This is a genomic window from Pseudomonas sp. GD03875 (assembly GCF_029840585.1).
GTDB classification, from domain to species: Bacteria; Pseudomonadota; Gammaproteobacteria; order Pseudomonadales; family Pseudomonadaceae; genus Aquipseudomonas; species Aquipseudomonas paralcaligenes.
The window spans coordinates 1-20201 of sequence record NZ_JAOCCV010000052.1 but is presented as its reverse complement, the minus strand read 5'-3'; the positions used below and the strand labels follow the sequence as shown (position 1 = coordinate 20201).

6 protein-coding genes are annotated in these 20201 nt (G+C 60.2%); 2 read left to right on the top strand and 4 right to left on the bottom strand.

Features of this window, described 5'->3' with window-relative positions:
• A partial coding sequence (locus N5D30_RS25115) for an amino acid adenylation domain-containing protein (protein ID WP_279911183.1) occupies positions 1 to 2119 on the top strand: 2119 nt, incomplete at its 5' end.
• Between the two features lie 153 nt (positions 2120 to 2272).
• Positions 2273 to 6340, top strand: coding sequence for an amino acid adenylation domain-containing protein (locus N5D30_RS25110; protein WP_279911181.1), 4068 nt, complete (start codon positions 2273 to 2275; stop codon positions 6338 to 6340).
• 80 nt (positions 6341 to 6420) lie between these two features.
• On the opposite strand, the gene N5D30_RS25105 is transcribed toward N5D30_RS25110, so the two are convergent.
• The 4 genes from N5D30_RS25105 to N5D30_RS25090 form a co-directional block, all read right to left on the bottom strand.
• Positions 6421 to 8955 carry a TonB-dependent siderophore receptor gene (locus N5D30_RS25105; protein WP_279911180.1) on the bottom strand — a complete coding sequence of 845 codons (2535 nt, stop codon included), beginning with the start codon at positions 8953 to 8955 and terminating at the stop codon, positions 6421 to 6423.
• Between the two features lie 208 nt (positions 8956 to 9163).
• Complete coding sequence (locus tag N5D30_RS25100) at positions 9164 to 12373, bottom strand: amino acid adenylation domain-containing protein (protein WP_279911179.1); 3210 nt, start codon at positions 12371 to 12373, stop codon at positions 9164 to 9166.
• Positions 12370 to 18138 carry a non-ribosomal peptide synthetase gene (locus N5D30_RS25095; RefSeq protein ID WP_279911178.1) on the bottom strand — a complete coding sequence of 1923 codons (5769 nt, stop codon included), beginning with the start codon at positions 18136 to 18138 and terminating at the stop codon, positions 12370 to 12372. Before N5D30_RS25095 ends, N5D30_RS25100 begins: the two co-directional genes overlap by 4 nt.
• Positions 18131 to 20201: amino acid adenylation domain-containing protein (locus N5D30_RS25090; RefSeq protein ID WP_279911177.1), on the bottom strand; the 2071-nt coding region annotated here is incomplete at its 5' end. The genes N5D30_RS25095 and N5D30_RS25090, both read right to left, overlap by 8 nt.

Genomic DNA, 20201 nt, shown 5'->3' with positions numbered 1-20201 from the left:
CAACTATCCGCTGACAATCGATATCAGCAGCGGCGAATCTCTGTGCTTGCGCTATAGCTACAACCTGGCCCGCTTCACAGCTCAGACGATCAGCGAAATTGCCGAAAGCTTCCGCTATCTGCTGGAGCAACTGGTGGCAGCAGAAACACAATACATCGGTGGTATCCCCCTGCTCACGGGCCTGAAGAGGCAGTTCCTAACACACGACTGCAACGCCAGTGCCCGTGACTATCCGCTGGAAAGCAGCTACGTACGCCTGTTCGAAATGCAAGTCACGGCACATCCTCAGCGCATGGCTGCCAGTTGCCTGGACGAGCAATGGAGCTACGTCGAACTGAACCAGCGCGCCAACCGCCTAGGCCATGCACTGCAGGCCTGTGGTGTCGGTATCGATCAGCCGGTAGCCCTGCTGGCAGAGCGCAGCCTGAGCCTGCTCGGCATGATCGTCGGCACGTTCAAGGCCGGGGCCGGCTACCTGCCACTCGATCCTGACCTGCCGGAGCAGCGTCTGACGCGCATAATAGAACTCAGCCGCAGCCCCGTCTTGGTATGCAGCCGCGCCTGCCACGAACTCGCCCAGACCCTGCTCGGGAGCTCGACCGTAGAGCCTCGCCCCCATGTGCTGATTTGGGAGGACGTGCAGGCAACGACCCAGACTCAGGGCGATCCCGGTATCTACAGCGGCCCGCGCAACCTCGCCTATGTGATCTACACCTCCGGTTCCACCGGCCTGCCCAAGGGGGTCATGGTCGAACAGGCCGGGATGCTCAACAATCAATTGAGCAAGATCCCCTACCTGGGGCTGAGCGCAACCGATGTAGTCGCCCAGACAGCCTCTCAAAGCTTCGATATATCCGTCTGGCAATTCCTGACCCCGCTCCTCTTCGGAGGACGGGTAGAAATAGTGCCAAACAACATCGCGCACGTACCTGCCAGGCTTGCAGCCCATATCGACGAGCGCCGTGTCAGCGTGCTGGAAAGCGTACCGGCACTGATCCAGGAGATGCTCACCGATCGGCATACGCCCCTCGCCAGCCTGCGCTGGCTGCTGCCGACAGGAGAGGCCATGCCTCCTGACCTGGCCCGGCAATGGCTTGCGCGCTACCCCGATATCGGCCTGGTCAATGCCTATGGACCGGCCGAGTGTTCGGACGATGTCGCCTTCTTCCGCGTCGACAGGTTATCGACAAGCGGTAGTTACCTGCCCATCGGCAGCCCAACCGACAACAACCGCCTCTATGTGCTCGATGGCGCGCTGCAACTTGTTCCAACAAACACGATAGGCGAGCTATACGTGGCCGGTACCGGCGTCGGTCGCGGCTACATCGGCGACTCGCCGCGTACCGCCCAAGCATTCATCCCCGATCCGTTCGGCTCTCCAGGCGAACGCCTGTACCGCACCGGCGACCTTGCCCGACGACGCTCCGATGGCGCTCTGGAATACATTGGCCGGATCGACCAGCAAGTGAAGATTCGTGGCCTGCGCATCGAGCTTGGTGAAATCGAGGCCGCCCTGCGGCAGCTGGAAGCGATCCGCGAAGTGGCGGTCAGCATACAGGAAGGTACCCATGGCCCCTTCCTGGTGGGACACCTGGTACCTATGGACACCCAGAGATTCATCAAGAGTTCACCAGCCACAGCGCCTCTAGAACAGGGGGAGCTGTTCGAAAGCGTCAAGGCTCAGTTACGTCTCGTGTTACCGCAGTACATGGTTCCACTGCACTGGATGCTGCTTGAGCATCTTCCACGCAACGCCAATGGAAAAATCGATCGCAAGGCCCTACCAGCAGTGGCTACCAGCCCATTGCTGAACCCCTCCTATCAGGCCCCCTCGAGCGAACAGGAACAGGCTCTGGCGGAAATCTGGACCGAGATTCTTGGAGTCGGCCCTGTCAGTGTCCACGACAACTTCTTCGAGCTGGGCGGCCATTCACTACTGGCCATGAGAGTTGCCTCGCGCATCCAGCTGCTGCTCGGTATCGAATGCTCCCCACAGGTCATTTTCGAATATCCGGTACTGGCCGACCTTGCTTCACAGATGGAAAAGATCGGACCAGCAGTCAGCGACGCCAAGCTAGGCACACTCGAAGCCTTGCTCGATGAAATGGAAGAGCTTTGATCGCATGCCCTGCGCCCGCCCATCCTTCTTCGGGATGAAGCGGGCCGCTTCCAGGGCCCCTGTGCAGCACAGCCGATCAGCGCAACGCTGATAGCCATCGGCCGCTCACTCATATCCCTTGACGTCCCTACACCTATCTCCACAGAGCGCAACATGGACAAGAATACCGCCACAAGAATCGCCGCACGCTTCATCCTCCTCCCGCAGGAAAAACGTCGCGAATACTTCAAGAGGATGCTGGAAGAAGGGATCTCACTGGCCAGCCTGCCCATCCCTCCGGTTGCAGCACAGTTCAGCAGCGTCCCATTGTCCTACGCTCAGCAACGCCAGTGGTTCCTGTGGCAATTGGATCCATTTGGCAGCGCATACAACATTCCACTGGCCTTGCAACTGAGTGGAGCGTTAGACCTCCAAGCCTTGCAGTCGGCCTTCGATACCCTGATCGAGCGCCACGAAAGCCTGCGCACGACTTTCCACCAGGATGGCGAGCAACCCGTTCAGGTCGTTCACTCTGCCATGCAGCTCAACGTAGTCCTGGAGGAGGTATGCATTGAGGAAAACGAAGATGACGCACTACGAGGAGAGCGAGTCAGGCGACTCATCGAGGCCGAAACCCAGGTGCCATTCGATCTGACTGCGGGTCCGCTGGTCCGTGCCCGGCTTCTGCGTCTGGCGCCTGACGAACACATCCTCGTACTGACCCAACACCACATCATCTCGGACGGCTGGTCGGTGCAGCTCATGGCAAATGAGCTGTCCAGCCTCTATTTCAGCCACAGTCGGGGCCAGGAGATAGCGCTACCGGAATTGCCCATCCAGTACCGCGACTATGCCGTCTGGCAGCGCCACTGGATGGAGGCTGGAGAAATGGAGCGGCAATTGGCTTACTGGCGCCAGCAACTGGGCGGTCTGAAGAACACGCTTGAGCTGCCTGCGGATCACCTCCGCCCCCCTGTGCGGAGCCAGTCCGGGGCCAGGCTCGACATACCCCTCCCCCCTCACCTCGCCGCGGCCCTGAAAAAGCTGTGCAGACAGCAGAACACGACAGTTTTCATCGTATTGCTGAGTGCATTCCACACCCTCCTCTACCGGTACAGTGGACAGAAGGACATCCGCGTGGGCATTCCGGTGGCCAATCGCAAGCGTGTGGAAACGGAAGGACTGATCGGCCTCTTCGTCAATACTCTGGTGCACCAGGCCACCCTGGACGGGCGCATGAGCTTTCTCGAGGTTCTCCAGCAGGTCAGGCAGACCAGCCTGGCGAGCCAGGCCTACCAGGACCTGCCTTTCGAACAACTGGTGGAAACCCTCCAGCCCGATCGCAGCCCCAGCCACACCCCCTTGTTCCAGGTCATGCTCAATCACCAGACAGAGCAAGGCGAAGCGCCTGAGGCTGCTCGGGACCGGGCTCTGACCATCATGCCGCTGGATAACGGCAGTTGCCACGCTCACTTTGACTTGACCCTGAATACCGTAGAGTGCGCGGAAGAAATCACCGCCTCGATCATCTACGCTACCGACTTGTTCCTACCTGAAACGATCGAGCGTCTGGCAAGCCACTGGATCGATATCCTGGTCGAAGTCACACACGACCCGGCGAGTACGATCAGCGAACTGCCGCTGACCGACAAGCACCTCGCGCAGAATGAGCCAGGCCCCTACCCGACCGATCGCTGCATACAGCGCCTGATCGAAGCACAGGCGAAAAACAACCCGAACGCCATCGCTCTCGTCTTCTCGGATCGCTACCTGACCTATCGCGAGTTGAACGAGCGAGCAAACAGCCTGGCGCACAAGCTGATAGCGCTAGGCGTACACCCGGACACCCTGGTGGGGGTCTGCATTGGGAGAGGTCTGGACATCGTCATCAGCCTGCTGGCCGTATTGAAGGCCGGCGGAGCATTCATCCCGCTCGACCCGAGCTACCCGGCGGACCGGCTGTCCTACATGATCCGCGACGGTGGCATGGATCTTCTCCTCATGCAGGAGGAGGGCCGTGGAGTTCTGGACATCCCCGAGTCGGTTCGAACGCTACTGGTCGAGCCCTACAACGATTGGCCGCACGGTCAACGCTCGGACAATCCCTGCACGGCTATCCAGCCGGACAATCTTGCCTACGTTATCTACACCTCCGGCTCGACGGGAAAACCGAAAGGCGTCGCCGTCAGCCATGGCCCGCTAGCCATGCACTGCCTCGCAATCGCCGACCTCTATGAAATGGATGAGCAGACGCGAGAACTGCACTTCATGTCCTTTTCCTTCGACGGTGCGCAGGAGCGCTGGCTCAGCACGCTCGCGAGCGGTGGTCGGCTGATCATTAGAGATGAAGAACTGTGGGCGCCGGAGCAATGCTGGCAAGCACTGCTTGAGCACGAAGTCACCATCGCCTGCTTTCCCCCTGCCTACCTGCAGCAGTTGGCCGAGTATGCGGGCCAGCAGGAGATCGCCCTGCAGCCGGCGACCTATTGCTTCGGCGGCGACGCCGTGCCCGAGGCGACGTTCGAGCTGGTCAAACGCACCCTGAACCCAAGCCATCTGATCAATGGCTACGGCCCGACCGAAACAGTGATAACGCCCCTGCTATGGCGCGCCGACATCCAGACGACCTGTGCCGCCACCTATGCCCCCATCGGTCATGCGGTGGGCAACCGCCGCCTGTATGTCCTCGACGAGGATATGGCCCTTCTGCCCAGAAACGTCGCCGGCGAGTTGTATATCGGCGGCGATGGCCTGGCACGCGGCTATCTCGGCAAGCCAGGATTGACAGCCGAACGCTTCGTTGCCGATCCCTTCTCCCCGGTGGGAGGGCGGCTATACCGGACTGGAGACCTGGTAAAACGCCGCCCTGATGGCACGGTGGATTACCTAGGAAGGCTGGACAATCAGGTGAAGATCCGTGGCTTTCGCATCGAGCTTGGCGAGATCGAGGCCATTATGCGTCAGCAACCCGGTGTCCGAGAGGCCGTGGCATCAGTACATGAAGGTCCAACCGGCAAGCAACTGATCGGCTATGTGGTGACCAGCGATGACGCGCCATCCTGCGAAGCGCTGCGTAACGAGCTGAAGCGGCACCTACCGGACTATATGGTGCCAACCCAGATACTTGCTCTGGACAACCTGCCCCTGAGCCCGAACGGCAAGCTCTCGCGCAAGGATCTTCCCACGCCACCAGCACGACTCAGCCAGTACGTACCGCCTCGAACATCCCGGGAAAGAAATCTGGCCACCATCTGGCAGCAGGTACTGGGGATCGATCCGATCGGCATGAACGACAACTTCTTCGAGCTGGGCGGCTCGTCCATGGATGCGCTCAAGGTAATCTCGATGGCCAAGAGCCAGGGCCTTTCGATAAGTCTGAGCGACCTGATGCGCATGCCAAGCATTGCCGAGCTGTCACAACACTCCGGCGTCCTCCATGTCTCTGCCGCAGAGCCATTGGCACTGAATCGGCAGATCACCTCGGCCCCCATCCTGTTCTGCTTCCATGGAGGCTTCGGCACGGTGTTCGACTACCGCCCCCTGGCCCAGCGCCTGGAGGGAAGGTGCAGCGTCTACGGCATACCCTGCCGTACCCTGCTGGACCCCGATTGGCGCGACGTGTCACTCGAGTCCATGGCCGCCGACTACGCGGCGGCCATCCTCAAACAGCAACCCACAGGCCCCTACCGGCTCCTTGGCTGGTCGCTCGGGGGCGTGCTGGCGGTCCTGACCGCAAGGGAGCTGGAAAAACAAGGTAGCCCCCTCGCCTTTGTCGGCCTGGTCGACAGCTTTCTGCCGGACAGCCTTGCCGATGCGCAGGGGTATGAGTGGCAAGAGGACCTCCTCACCTTTGTCGAGCAAGCATTCGGCAAAACTCCGCAGCTCACCGACTCGGTCTGGCGAGCCGGCGTGCCCGGCATGAAGGAGTTGGTCCCCATCCTGGAAGCCATGAAGGCAGCGACGACAGTCGATAGCTTCTACAGCACCCTCTCCTCCCAGGAGCTTGCCATGTGCTTCCTGGCCCATACGCACCTGAAGAAGCTGTCCCTGAATCTTCAAAGTCTCCCCACGATCCATAGCCCCTTGAGCTGTTGGTGGGCGGGCAAGGCAGAGGCAGTGTCATATTTCCGCAAAGGGGGCTATGTGCTGGATCATGAAGCTCATATTGATGCCCAGCACTTCGACATCCTGAGACAAGCCGACTTCATGGAGCAACTCAACTTCGCACTCGCTGGATCCTGAATACCGGCAGCCAGAACGACGAAAACCAGGGGGTGGCCCCTGGTCTTTGATATCGTGAACAGTCTGATACCCTCAATGGCTCAGAAGGTACTCCGCAGCGTCAACATATAGTTGCGAGGCTCGCCGTACCAGTTACCCCGATCGACGTTACTGATCGTCTTATAGTATTCCCGGTCAAAGATATTGTTGACATTCAGCGTGGCCAACCAATTCTTGTTGACTTTATATTCCAGGAAACCATCCCACACGGCATATCCGCTTTGGGTAAAGTCATAGGGAATCGCATCATTACTCAATCCACCCGAGGCATTCAGCGCTCTAACAGTCCCCGCCGAGTAGATCGAACTCTGAATGTTAGCCCCACCACCGAGACGGAAATCGGATAGCGCGCCGGGGAACTGGTAGACACTCCACAGTTTGAGCAGATGCTTCGGCTGGTCTGCCGAAACGCCCCATATCCCATCCTCGGCATCCGTGCTGTCGTTGATGTTGAAGGTATAGCCCATGAAGAGCTTGAGATTCGGCGTGATGTCACCGCTGACCTCGATGTCTATACCCTTGCTTCTGGACACACCACTGTTGGCATAGCAGCAGGATACGTCGGGAATATCGAAGTATTCGGTGAACACCCCTTCATTCTTGGTCTTCGCGTAGTAGAACGCCACGCTGTAAGTCAGGATGTCGTTGAGCGCTTCGCCCTTGAGGCCGATCTCGTAGGTCATACCTTCGATGGGTTCAAGCGGCGTCAGGGACGCATCCAGCAGGCCGGCCTGACTGATATATACCTCGGCCGCGCTGATATAACCGGTCAAGTCGTTCGAAAAGTCATAGGAAATCGCACCGAAAGGAGTAAAGGCCCCAGTCTCCTTGACCTTGGGATTGGCCGAGAAAGTAACCTCTCCTGTGTTCTGGTCGACCGAATCGTTGTGCATCGACTGACGGTACTCATTGTACCTAGCCCCGGCAATCACCTTGAGCGGCTCGGTTATCTCCAGTGTCAGGCTGCCGTAGGCCCCCAAGGACTCTGCATTACCTGTCTGATCGTAACCAGGATGATTTCTTGCCGGCTTGGTGTATTGGTCCTGGATATCGCCACCGACATTGACCATACGCCTGTCGAAGTAATAGATATGATTCTTCTGCCGTTCGAAATTACTGTAGTCAGTACCGATCAGGAACTTGTGATTCCGCTCGAACGCCTTGAAGCCACCAGAAAGGTTCACATCGAACATGGTCGACCGGTGCTTGGTATCAAAGTATCGGGCCCCATATGAGGCGAGATTGGTTTCCGGATTGACCCCACCACCACCGAGCCAGTCGTAGTAACGATTGCTTTCCTCGAAGAAGCGGGTCGTATTGACTTTCAGCACCCAGTCATTAGCGAAACTGTGCTCGAGGTTCGCGAAAATCTCGTTGACTGTCGCGTCATTGTCCATCCAGTCGGTTGCCAGGTTCTCTTTGCGCGAGAGACCGACGTCGTCACCGGTCGAGAGCCTCGGCAGGCCGCCCCACCATCCACCGCCTCTGTTGCTTGTGCGGCTGAGGCCGAAGGTGGCCTTGGTCTCGGAGGTGAGATCCGCTTCCAGCACGCCATAGAACAAGGTGTTCTTGTTGGAGTCAGACAAGTCGTAGAAGAAATTCCGATCCTGATAGGCTGTTACGAAGCGCCCCTTCAGGTTGCCACTTTCAGTCAGCGGCCCAGTGACATCAACCTCAGTCCTATAGTTGTCCCAGGAACCAGCCGAGGCGGAAAATTTCACCTGGTTGTAGTCCAGAGGTTTCTTTCTGACGAGGTTGACGATACCCGAAGGTTTGGACTTCCCCGCGAACAGACTGTCGGAGCCGCGGAGTACTTCGACGCTGTCATAGGCGGCCATGTCGAAAACCGAGTCCGCCAGACCGAATGCGCTGGTCGCGCCGGACTTCTCGATGGGAGCCCCTCCATCGAACTGGATATTCTTGATTTCAAAGCCGCGGGAAATGAAGCTGCCAAACGCGACGTCTCCACCAGTCGGTACGGTCTTGACCGAAACCCCCGTCATTTTCTTCATGGCAGTGCTCAGGTTATCGATCCCCTGTTCCTCTATCCGCTGCCTGGTAACGACGGAGACGCTCTGCGGGATTTCACGTATCGACTGACCAGTCTTCGAACCGGCGGAAACCGAACCTTTGTTATAGGAGCCGGTGTTTTCGGAAAGCGCGCTTACTTGGCGGTCGACGACGACCGTTTCACCCAGGTTGAGCGTACCGGTCGAGTTGTCCGGGGCATAGATGATGCCATCGCCGTTCTCGGTGATCCGGAAAAGCAGGCCCGTGCCGCGCAGCATCTGCTCCAGGGCATCAGTGGAGCTCGGTGCGCCCGAGACCTCCGCCGAGCGTTTACCGCTCACCACCTCGGCTCTGTATATGATCTGCAACCCCGTCTTCTGCCCCAGATCCTTGATGGCGCTATCCAAGGCCTGAGAGGAGATGTTGATACTGCCCGTATCGGCCAGGAGCGGGCTTGAGATACCCAGAGTCAGGCAGAGCGCACCAGTGGATATGAGTGAGCATAGTGACGGGCAGGTGCCTTTCAGCAAGGCAGGTATGAACCCGTTTTCTTCTTTGTCTTTCATCGTGTTGGTATACCTTGGAAATACTGTCAATAGATGCCCTAACTGAATGCACCCTGTTTCACGGAGATGGATGGCTTCATCGGCAAGAGTTCTCCATCCGCTCCCAGAAGTGGGACGAACAGATCGCAAAAACCAGAATGATTTATATTTACTAGCGGACAGTGCCCGAAGGGATACCCAAGAGAGGCTCCCCACGGGTACACCAGTGTCACGAACCGACTTCCCGCCTTTTCCTGGCTTTCTCCTCCAGGCGCGCCCGCTCCTCGGCAGGCAGAGCTTCAAGCTGCAGGTAGGCCCGGGAGAGGGCTTCTAGCCGATCTTGGTCGGCTCCTGGCAACTTGCGCAGTGCACCAGCAAGTCCGGTTACTGTGGGGTGATCGAACACTATGGCCGGGCTGGCCTCAAGCTGCAGAAACTTGCGGATAGCTGTCACCAGCTTGATGACCAGCAGCGAGTGCCCGCCTACCGAGAAGAAATCCTGCTGCCTACCCAGGCTTTCCCGTCCCAGAAGCTGCGCCATGCGCTTGCTCAGCAATTGCTCCAGGGCATCGCGTGGAGGCTCGTCATGCCTAGAGGACTCACTTGGAACAAGCGCTGCCAGGCTCTTGCGGTCGATCTTGCCATTGTGTAGTCGAGGCAGTTGCTCGACGACATGGATTTGCCGCGGCAGCATGGCCATGGGCAGACGAATGCCCAAGGCATCGCGAAGCGCCTGGGCTAAATCGACCTGATGCGTGAAGGGCACAACGAAAGCCGTAGGCTCCATCTGGCCGTCAACTCCCGACAGCAGTACTGCCGCTTCCTTGACTTGGTGCAAACGCAGAAGCTCGGCTTCGATCTCCCCCAGCTCCACGCGAAAACCATTGATTTTTACCTGCTGATCCCGGCGCCCATGTAGCGACAAGCTACCATCTGCCCGATAACGAGCCAGATCCCCGGTGCGATACAGGCACTCGCCGGTTATGAACGGGCTATCGACAAATGCCGGCCCCTCCGTATGTGCCAGATAGCCGCGGCACAGCTGCCGTCCACCGATGAACAACTCTCCCAGAACCCCCAAAGGAGCCAGTGCCCCATTCGCATCCAGCACATAAACCTGGTTGCCAGGAAGCACCTGACCCAGGGGCACGACATCCTCTCGGGCACTTTCCGGAGTCAATGCCTGCACCATCACTCCGACGGTGGCCTCGGTGGGACCATAGTGGTTAAACAATCGGCAATCTGGGCGTACTTGGAAAATACGCTCCACCAGGACTGGCGGAGTCGGCTCACCGCCAAGTACGACCGTCATAGGCAGCCGTGGAAACTCCGTGTCCAGCAGCACGCTGAGGTGCGACGGTACAATCTTCAGACAGTCGCATCCCGTGCCCTCCAGGTAGGCAGAAAAATGCTCAGGCGAGTGCAAGACCTCATCGTCGGCAACATGCAAACAAGCGCCGTTGTACAAAGCGCCGAACAGTGTGGTGTTGCCGAGATCGGCCGCGACACTCGAGGTGAATGCAAAATGCGAGCACCTCCACAACTCCAGAGCCTGACTAGCGCCGGCCACATAGTTCGCCAGATGGCGATGTTCGATAACGACGCCCTTGGGCACACCGGTGGAGCCTGAGGTGAACAACAGATAAGCCGCTTCCGGGCCCTGCAGCGGATAAGGCATTCGCTGCGACTCGCCCACCCCATCTTCTATCGTGGCTGGATAGATCACCGTTATTCCAGGGGCGAACGCTTCAGCAGGGGATTCCCGGCCCAGAATCAGCTTCACACCTGCCTGCTCAGCCAGCAGGGCCTGCCGGGCCTGCGGCCATCGGGGGTCCAGGGGCAGATAGGCCGCCCCAACCCACCAAGTGGCCAGAATGGATACCAGCAGCTCAGCAGAGCGCGGTAGAGCAATCGCCACGAACGAGCCTTCGCCAATACCCTCATCGGCCAGGCGCGTGGCCAGGGTACGTACCCGCTCTCCCAGTTCGCCATATGTCAATCTCTGCCCGGCATCGATGATAGCGTCATACCCGGGCCGCTCCTCCATCCAGCGCTGGACACGCCGCAACAGAGGCTCCTCCTGTGGAAGATCGTCCGACGCAGGATTGAGAGCCAGCAGGCGAGCCACTTCCCGATCACCGGTGAGGTTCAGCCGACCAAGCGGCGTCGTAGCATCTCCGGCGATATCCTGCAGCAATGCAAGATACTGTTCGATCAGGCGAGCGATGCTTTCACTCGCATAGCGCTCAGGCAGATAGTCCAAGACCAAGTCATGGGGCACGCCCTCCCTCGTCCACCTCGCTTGCAGTAACAGCTCGAATGACGGACGACGCTCCGGCAGACAGTCGATGCCCCAGCGCGTCTGCCCGGAAGCCAAGTCAGCAGTATGTTGGACGGAGGCGTATCCATAAGCTGGGCTTTCCTGCCCAACCTGGGGCGCCCAGTATTCCTGCCAGGTTGCGTGGCTTGCCAGGATCTCCCGCAGTTCGGCGGCCCATGCATCGAAAGGTTTATCCTCGGTGACGGACAGGTGAAGAGGAAGGGACTTCTCGAACAAACCGGCACAGGACGAAAAGTACTCATAGTCCTTGCGGCTATCATGGCGCCAGCCAACCATCAGGTTCGACTGCCCCGTCACTCGTCCCAGAAGGGCCCACCACGCCGCTTGCAACAGCTCCTCTGGAGCCAGCGACAACCTGCCGGCCATATGCAGCAGGTTCTGCACCAGTTCTGCGTCGAGTACCGTCCGTACTCGCACCGCTGCGCCACCACCTTCGGCATCAAGGCGGTAAGGAAGCTTGGCCAGCTCCCCATCTGCCTGCCGCAGATGGTCTTGCCAGTAGCGCTCACCCGACTGCGCATCTTCATCCACCGCGACTTCGGCTCGCCATTCCAGATACTGCTCGAAGGAGGCCGACTCTACCGACGCAGAGACATCCGACGACTCATAAAGCGCCGTCAGCCCCTCGGCCAGCAGCCTCATGCCAGCACCATCGAGCAGAATCCGTGCACACGCCAACACCAAGTGCCAGTGGTCGTCTCCCAGACGCAGCAACAGGCATTCAAGCAGAGACTCCCCGCATACATCGAAAGGTCGTGCACGCCATGCTTCAAGCCTTTCCTTCGCTGCTGCGGGCGTCAACAGGTGGCTATCAGCCTCGGGTAGCAGAACTCCATCCGCCACCGAACCGGGGAACAGTCTGAACCCATGGAAACCCTCTACCCGACGCAGGCGGGCCGTCACGATGGGATGCAGATCCGGCAACGAACCGAGGGCCCGGTGCATACGGGGCAGGTCCAGCTCGCCGCGTATATCGACCACCACCTCTCGTGTGGCCTCGCCCCAGGTCGCCATACCCGGCCGATCCTCGACCAGCCGCTGCTGCTCCGGACACAGGGCCAGGCCGTTTCCTTCCATACCCGCAGTCTTCGGCGTCATGCCTGCACCTCCTCGTGCCGAAGGGCACTTGTCAGGCTGGAGCGCTCGATCATGTCCCCCATGGCCACCACGATCTTGCGCGGTCCCTCAAAGGGGTCGCGCGCATGAGCCGCCAGCATGTTGTCCAGCAGGATCACATCGCCCTTGCGCCAGTCGAAGCGCACTGCGCATGCCTCATAGAGTTCACCGATCATCCGCATCACTTCATCCTCGATCGGCGAGCCATCGCCGTAGTAGACATGCCTCGGCATGCGCTCGATGCCGAACAGCGCCAGCAGGTCTTCCCGCACATCCGCATCGAGGCAGTGAATGTGGTGCAACTGCACCTGATTGAAAAACGAGCGCTCCCCGGTCAGCGGGTGCGTGATGATCGCCGGGCACGGCGTACGTATCTGCAGTTCATCATCGGCCAGCCAATGCCACTGAATGTCGGCGGCGCGGCAGCGCGCCTCGACCTCGGAGCGATCCTCGGTCTTGAAGAAGTGCTGCCAGGAAACATCCAGCTTGCCGGTGAAGGTGCGCACGTACAGCAGACCCAGCCGCTCGAATTTCTCGCGTAGCGCCACGGGCAGCTTCCGATACATCTGCCGGCAATCGACAACTGGCGTAGCACCACCTACCGGGGACGGCTGCTCGCAATAGAACAGCTGCTTACGCGGCCAGCGATCCTGATGCGCACTTTCGTTGTGGAAAAGAATCATTTTCTGCTCTGGATAAGGGGTCGAACGATATGTGTTCTTGCCCCCCTCCTTCTTCGGCAAGTCGCCGTAGTTGCCATAGAGTCCAGGCTGGAGCGCCTCGGAGAAGGCCTCGAAAACGTGGATGTCGCCCACGGCAAAACCACGGAACAGGATGCCGGCATGGCGTGCAAGCTTGTCCTCCAGGTACCGGCGGTTACCCTCGACCCAGCGCACGATGTCCAGCCCGGGGTCGGTCGGCTCCAGCAGCAAGGGAAAATCCTGACCAGGAACCAGCAGCGACTCGCGGATCGGCACGGCAACGGGCCCGGCCGGCTGCGCCGACGATTTTTTCAGGAACCTGGCCAGCTTGTCCGCCTTGCCACCACCCGATATCTCGGGCGATGGCGATACTTCGTTGTTTGCTACGGGCATGTCCATGTCTTTCAACCTCACATTCGGGTCACATGCGATCTGTTCGAGAATTCCCATCCAGCCGCTCACGAAAATCTGAATATCTTCTTGTTCGAATAGCGCGGTGGCGAAGCGCCATTGGCCAGTCAACTCCCCCTCCGGCATCTCTTCGATAAACAGCGCCATATCGAACTTCGAGTATTCCGACTGGGCTGCCAACGGCTCTACGCCAAGCCCATCGATACCCTTGCCGCCGATCGGTACGTTGTTCATCACGAAGAGCACCTGAACCAAAGGATTCATGCCCCTGTGGCGCGGAACCTGGGCAGCCTCGACGATCATGTCGAAAGGCAGGTCCTGATGTTCGAAGGCATCCAGCAAGTCCCCCCTGAGCCTCGCAAGAAACTCCGCGAACGGGATATCCGGCGTCGACCGGGAACGCAGCGGCAGCACGTTGACGAAGAACCCGATCAACCCTTCCAGCTCGGCCTGCTGGCGGCCGGCGAAATCCACGCCGATGACCAGATCATCACTCTGCGTGAGTCGATGCATGAAGGCCTGGAAGGTGGCCAGCATCAGACTGTAGAACGTCACGCCAAAGCGGGCCGACAGCCGCACCAGAGCGACTTTCAGCGTGTCGGACAACTGAAATGACAGACATCCGCCGACATAAGACGCCTGCGCTGGTCGCGCCTGCCTGGTCGGCAGCGCCAGGTAGCCGGAATAGCCGTGCAGTACGCCGTGCCAGTATTCCGCCTGCTGCCGAAGCACTCCACCCTGCTCCAATGCCTGCTGCCACAGTGCGAAATCGGAATACTGCAGCGGCAACTCGGGCAACAGCTCCAACCGGCCATCGCGCAGGTGGCCATAGATATCGACCAGCTCGTTGACCAGTACGGCCATCGACCAGCCATCCGAGATGATGTGATGCATGGAATAGAGCAGGACATGCTCCTGCGGACTCAGACGCAACAGACGCATACGCAAGAGAGGAGCGTGCTCGAGCCTGATCGGCGTTTGTTCGTTGACCAGAACCGCCTCTGCTATCAACGCCTCCTGCTCGCTCCGCACCAGGCCGGACAGATCGTCGAGAGGTAGCTCCACGGCTACCATGGGCTCGATCAGTGCGATCGGGTCGCCCTCCTCGTCCTGTCGGTAGGCAGTGCGCAACACCTCATGCCGGCGCGTCACCTCCTGCAGGCTTGCACGCAGCAGATCCACCGACAGCTCACCGCGCAGGCGCAGCGCCATGGGCATGCAGTAGGCTGCACTTTCCGGGGCGAGTTGCTCGGCGACCCATAGTCTGCGCTGTACCAGAGACAGTGGTGAGCGGGTCTTGCCGGGGCGGGCGCACAGGGACTGTTCCCCGTGGGTGGCTCCGGTATCCGAGCGGGCTGCCAGCAGCTCCGTGAAATCGGCCAGCCGAGGATGATCGAACAGATCACGCAAGCTCACATCCGAAGTCAGTTGCCGACGTATCCGGGCCACGACCTGGGTTGCCAGCAACGAGTGCCCGCCGAGGTCGAAGAAGCTGTCGCCAAGACCAATCCGCTCCCGTTTCAGTACCTCCGCCCAGATCGCTGCGACTTGCTGCTGCAGACCGGTCCGCGGAGCGAGGTAAACCTGCTCTTGGGCAATATCGGCCCTCGGCAATGCCCTGCGATCGAGCTTGCCATTGGGCGATAGAGGCAAGGCTTCCAGAAACACCACTAGGGACGGAATCATGTACTCCGGCAGTTCGCCCCTGAGACACAGCCGGAGCTCGTCTCGTACGGCGGCCTGAACCTCCACGGCAGCGTGGACCACACCCGTATCCTGCGGAGCGACATAGGCCACCAGCCTCTGCTCATCATCATTTCCCTGCAGCAATACCGCGACCTCACGCACAGCAGGCAACGCCAGCATGTGCAGTTCAACTTCTCCCAGCTCTATTCTCAGGCCCCGCAACTTGACCTGGTGGTCGATTCGCCCCAGGTACCTGATGGCACCATCTTGCCGGTGCCGCACCAGATCGCCACTGCGATACAGGCGGCCGCCGCCGACAGGATCGAATGGGTCGGGCACGAATCGCTCGGCTGTCAGCCCTGGGCGACGCCAGTAGCCCTCGCCAACGCAATATCCGCCGATATGTAGCTCCCCTGGTACGCCAGCCGGCAGAGAGCATCCCTCCGCATCGAGGATATGCAGGCGTGCCGTGGGCAACGGGTGACCTATCGGCATGTCGTCCAGGGAGGAGCTGCCATCCCAGGTATGCGCCGCGACGACATCGGTACACTCGGTCGGACCATAGGTGTTATGAATCGCAGGCGCAGGTCCTGGCAGTCTCGCCAGCCATTGGTTCAGCTCATGGCCACGGATAGGCTCTCCGCCCAGGCAGACATTTCTCAATGAGAACCGCTGTGCCAGCGGCTCGCGAATGAGCGCATGGAACACACTGGGAGCACAGTTGATCAGCGTGATGCCCTGCTCGACCAAATAGGCAGCCCAGCCTGCTGGCTCGAAGCCGTCAAACGGCACATGCAACTGGGCGCCCACCAGGAAGGCGGCATAGAGGTTCTTTTGGGTCAGGTCGAAGCTGAAGGAACTGGCAAGCAAGATCCTGTCGGTTTCGTCGAGTCGGTTGTTCCGGCAGAACCAGCGCACCAATTCGCAGAAGCTCCCCCGACGCACAGCAGCCCCCTTCGGCCGGCCCGTCGAGCCCGAGGTGTAGACCACATAGGCCAGGTTATGCGGAGTCGCCGAGGAGGTTGGGTTCAAGGCACTGTAGCCATTTCCCTCCTCCTCCTGGTCAAGTGCCAGACAACGCACTCCACTGGGGAACGACAGCCGAGCGAGTACTCCAGACTGGCTCAGCAGCAAGTCGATGCCGCTGTCCTCGACCATATAGGCCAGGCGCTCCTGCGGGTACTCGGGATCCAGAGGTACATAGGCACCTCCAGCCTTGAGGATCGCCAGCACCGCGACCACCGTGTCCAGGCTGCGTTCGAGCGATACGCCGACCAGGCGATCCGGCCCCACTCCCATCTCGATCAGTTTGTGCGCCAGCCGGTTGGCTCGCTCGTTAAGCGCCCGGTAGCTCAAACGCTGCCCACCGAACACCAAGGCTATGGAGTCGGGAGAGCGCTCGGCCCGGGCCTCGAGCAACGCCTGCAAAGAGCCAGGCTCACTCGGCAGAACGTCCGGCGAACTCCAGATTTGCTCGACCGTCTCGCGCTCGGCTGCATCGAGCAAAGGCAGTTCTGCGATGCATCGCCGAGGATCGGCCACCATGGCCTGCAACAGGTTCAGCCAATGTCCCGCCAGGCGTGCGATGGTGCTCTCGTCGAAAAGCGCAACGGCGTAGTTGAGCTCGGCCGTCAAGGTATCGTGCGTTTCCTGGGTATTGAGCGTGAGGTCGAACTGAGCGAGGGGGCTGCTCCACTCGATTGGCTCAAGCGCCAGGCCCGGAATTCGCAAACCCTCCGAACCATTCGCGACCTGGTGATTAAACATGATCTGGAACAGCGGGCTACCGCTCCCACTACGGTCGGGCTGCATGGCTGCCACGACCTGCTCGAACGGCAGATCCTGATGGCTCTGCGCCGCATCGGCGGTATCCCGGACGCGCTCCAGCAGCTCGCCAAAGGGCAGCCGCCCATCCACTTCGGCCTTCAGTACCAGGGTATTGACGAAGAAGCCTATCAGGCCTTCGCTCTCCAGACGGTTGCGATTGGCGACCGGTACTCCGACGCGAATGTCGCGCTGCCCCGTATAACGGTGCAGCAGCACCTGCCAGGAGGCCAGTAGCAGTACGAACAAAGAGGTATCACGAGACCTTGCCAAAGCCTTGAGCGCGGCGACCAGGGTCGGCGCCAGGGACACATGTACGCTTGCGCCAGCATGGTCCGGTAGTGCCTGGCGGGGACGATCCAATGGCAACTGCAACTCCGGATGCTCATCACCCAGATGTCGTCGCCAGTATTCCAACTGCCTTTGCCCCTCACCCGCCTCCAGCCACTGGCGTTGCCAGGCGGCATAATCGCCATAGCGGATCGGCAGGTCTTCCAGGGCGACGGCGCTTCCCTGGCTATGCGCCCGATACAGCTCCACCAGCTCACGCACCATCACGGCCATGGACCAGCCATCGGAAACGATATGGTGCATGACCAGTATCAGCAGATGCTCGTCATGCCCCAGCCTGGAAAGCGACACGCGCAGTAGCGGTTCGGCAGTCAGATCGAACGGCCGCCTAGCCTGCTCCTCGATCCGTGCCCTGATCGCCAGCTCCGTCTCCGAGCAATCATCGACCCGCAGCGCGAATCTCTCCAGAGGGACCTGTCGCTGGAGCACGTTTCCATGCCCATCCTCGACGAATCTGGTTCTCAGGCTCGCCTGACGCTCCATGAGGTCGGCAAACGCTCGCTCCAGGCTCGGCACATCCAGCTGGCCCCGCAGACGCAGGGCGGTCGTTATGTTGTAGGTACAGGCCTCCGGGTCCAACTGCCAGAGAAACCATAGGCGCTGCTGGGCATAGGACAGCGGCAGATCCTCCTCGCACGCCGGAACAATCGGCAGCCGCACGATATTGACTCCCTGCTGCTCCAGCCTGCTGAACAGTTGCAGGCGCTTCGCGAAGTCCAGCTTCCCGATACGCTCCAGCAACTGCTCCGTACGGTCCATTGCGTGCTCAGACATCGCTCTCCTCCAACTCGTCCAGAACATCGAAGATGCTGTCCAGCTCCAGAACCTGCGAGTCCCTGGCAAGTCGCCCTTCGAGGTAGCCGGCCATTTCCCCCAGGCTCTGCAGCCCCTGGACATCCTGGACCCTCAGGTCGATTCCCAGGGCCGTCCGCAACCTGGACAGCATGGTGACGAGCAGCAGCGAGTGACCGCCCAGTTCGAAGAAGTTGTCGTTCAAGCCGACCCTTTGCACCTTGAGAACCTCCTGCCACACGCCTGCGACCCTTTGCTCCAGCGAACTGCGAGGGGCCACATAGTCCTGTAGCGGCGATTCAGGCCTTGGCAGCGCCCGACGATCCAGCTTGCCATTGACGGTCAGCGGCAACTGCTGCAGGAAAGACAGATGAGACGGCAGCATGTACTCCGGCAGAACGCCCCTGAGCCAAGCGCGCAGCTGCTCCGGTAGCAGGTCTTCGCTCTCTGGCACGACATAGGCAACCAGTTGCGGGCCACCCGCCCCTTCCTCGGCCAGCACTACGGCATCCTTCACCGCCGGACAGGCTCGCAGGCGCGCCTCTATCTCGCCGAGTTCGATACGGAAGCCCCGCACCTTCACCTGATGATCGATACGGCCCTGGTATTCGATCGTCCCATCCAGGCAGTAGCGGGCCAGATCCCCGGTGCGATACAGGCGCTCGCCGGACGCAAATGGATCGGGCACGAAACGCTGCGCGCTGAGTCCAGCGCGTCCCAGATAGCCCCTGGCCAGCCCGGGGCCGCCAACATGAAGTTCGCCCACACAACCACGAGGGACCGGGTTGAGCGCCCCGTCCAGTACATACCAGGACAGATCGGGGATCGGCTGGCCAATGGGGCTACCGGCCTCCGTCTGCAGGTCGGCCGTACTCAGGAGGCGGTAAGAGACATGTACCGTGGTCTCGGTAATGCCATACATGTTGATCAGGCGCGGAGCCTCGTCCCCGAAGCGCTGGAACCAAGCGGCCAGGGAACGCACATCCAATGCCTCTCCACCAAAGATCACGTAGCGCAGCGCCAGTCGCTCCCCGGCATGCTCCGGTGCACAGGCCACATGCATCAGCTGGCGGAAGGCCGAGGGTGTCTGGTTGAGGACCGTGACACCTTCATCCCGCAGCAACTCGAAGAAGGCCTCCGGGGCCCGGCTGACGTCCCTGGGCACTATCACCAGCCGTCCTCCCGTCAATAGCGCACCAAAGATCTCCCACACGGAGAAGTCGAATGCGTAGGAGTGGAACAGGCTCCAGACGTCATCGGCGGTGAAACCGAACCAGGCATCCGTGGCCTGGAACAGACGCAGCACATTGCGATGCGGCAGCAGAGTGCCTTTGGGCTGGCCGGTGGATCCGGAAGTGTAGATCACGTAAGCCAGATTCTCGGGGCTCATGGCCAGCCCCGGATTGCCGGGGTCTACTCCGTCGTCGCCTGGCTCGAGCACAAGAGCCTCGACGCCGGAAGGCAGTGGCAGTTGTTCCAGCCAGCAGGCCTGAGTCAACAGCAAACGAATACCACTGTCATCGATCATGTAGGCCAGACGATCTTCGGGATAGGTCGGATCCAGTGGCACATAGGCCCCACCCGCCTTGAGAATCGCCAGCACCCCGACCACCATATCGATGGAGCGCTCACAGGCCAGGCCGACCGGAACATCGGGGCCGATGCCCGAGTCGATGAGCCGGTATGCCAGTTGATTGGCCCAGGCGTTGAGCTGGCTGTAACTCAGCCCCTTGCCGTCCTGGGTCAAGGCGATGGCCTGTGGGGTACGCCTAGCCTGCTGCTCGACCAGTTCATGCAGGCAGTGCTGGCCGGCAAAGCTTCTCTGGGCAGGAACCCAATCCGACACGCATTGCCGAAGCTCATCACCGCCGAGCATCGGCAACGCCGCAACACTCTGCTCAGGGCTCGAGCAGAGGGCCCACAGTAGATTGAAGAAATGCTGGCCAAGCCTTGCGATAACCGAATCGTCGAAGTGCTCACGTGCATGACTGAAACGCAACGTCAGGCACTCACCCTGATCGATGATTACTGTCAGCGGATAGTTA

Excerpts from the sequence above, each read along its gene's own strand:
- N5D30_RS25095 (WP_279911178.1), bottom strand. The coding sequence starts at position 18,138 with ATGTCTGAGCACGCAATGGACCGTACGGAGCAGTTGCTGGAGCGTATC.
- N5D30_RS25100 (WP_279911179.1), bottom strand. The coding sequence starts at position 12,373 with ATGACGCCGAAGACTGCGGGTATGGAAGGAAACGGCCTGGCCCTGTGT.
- N5D30_RS25110 (WP_279911181.1), top strand. The coding sequence starts at position 2,273 with ATGGACAAGAATACCGCCACAAGAATCGCCGCACGCTTCATCCTCCTC.
- N5D30_RS25105 (WP_279911180.1), bottom strand. The coding sequence starts at position 8,955 with ATGAAAGACAAAGAAGAAAACGGGTTCATACCTGCCTTGCTGAAAGGC.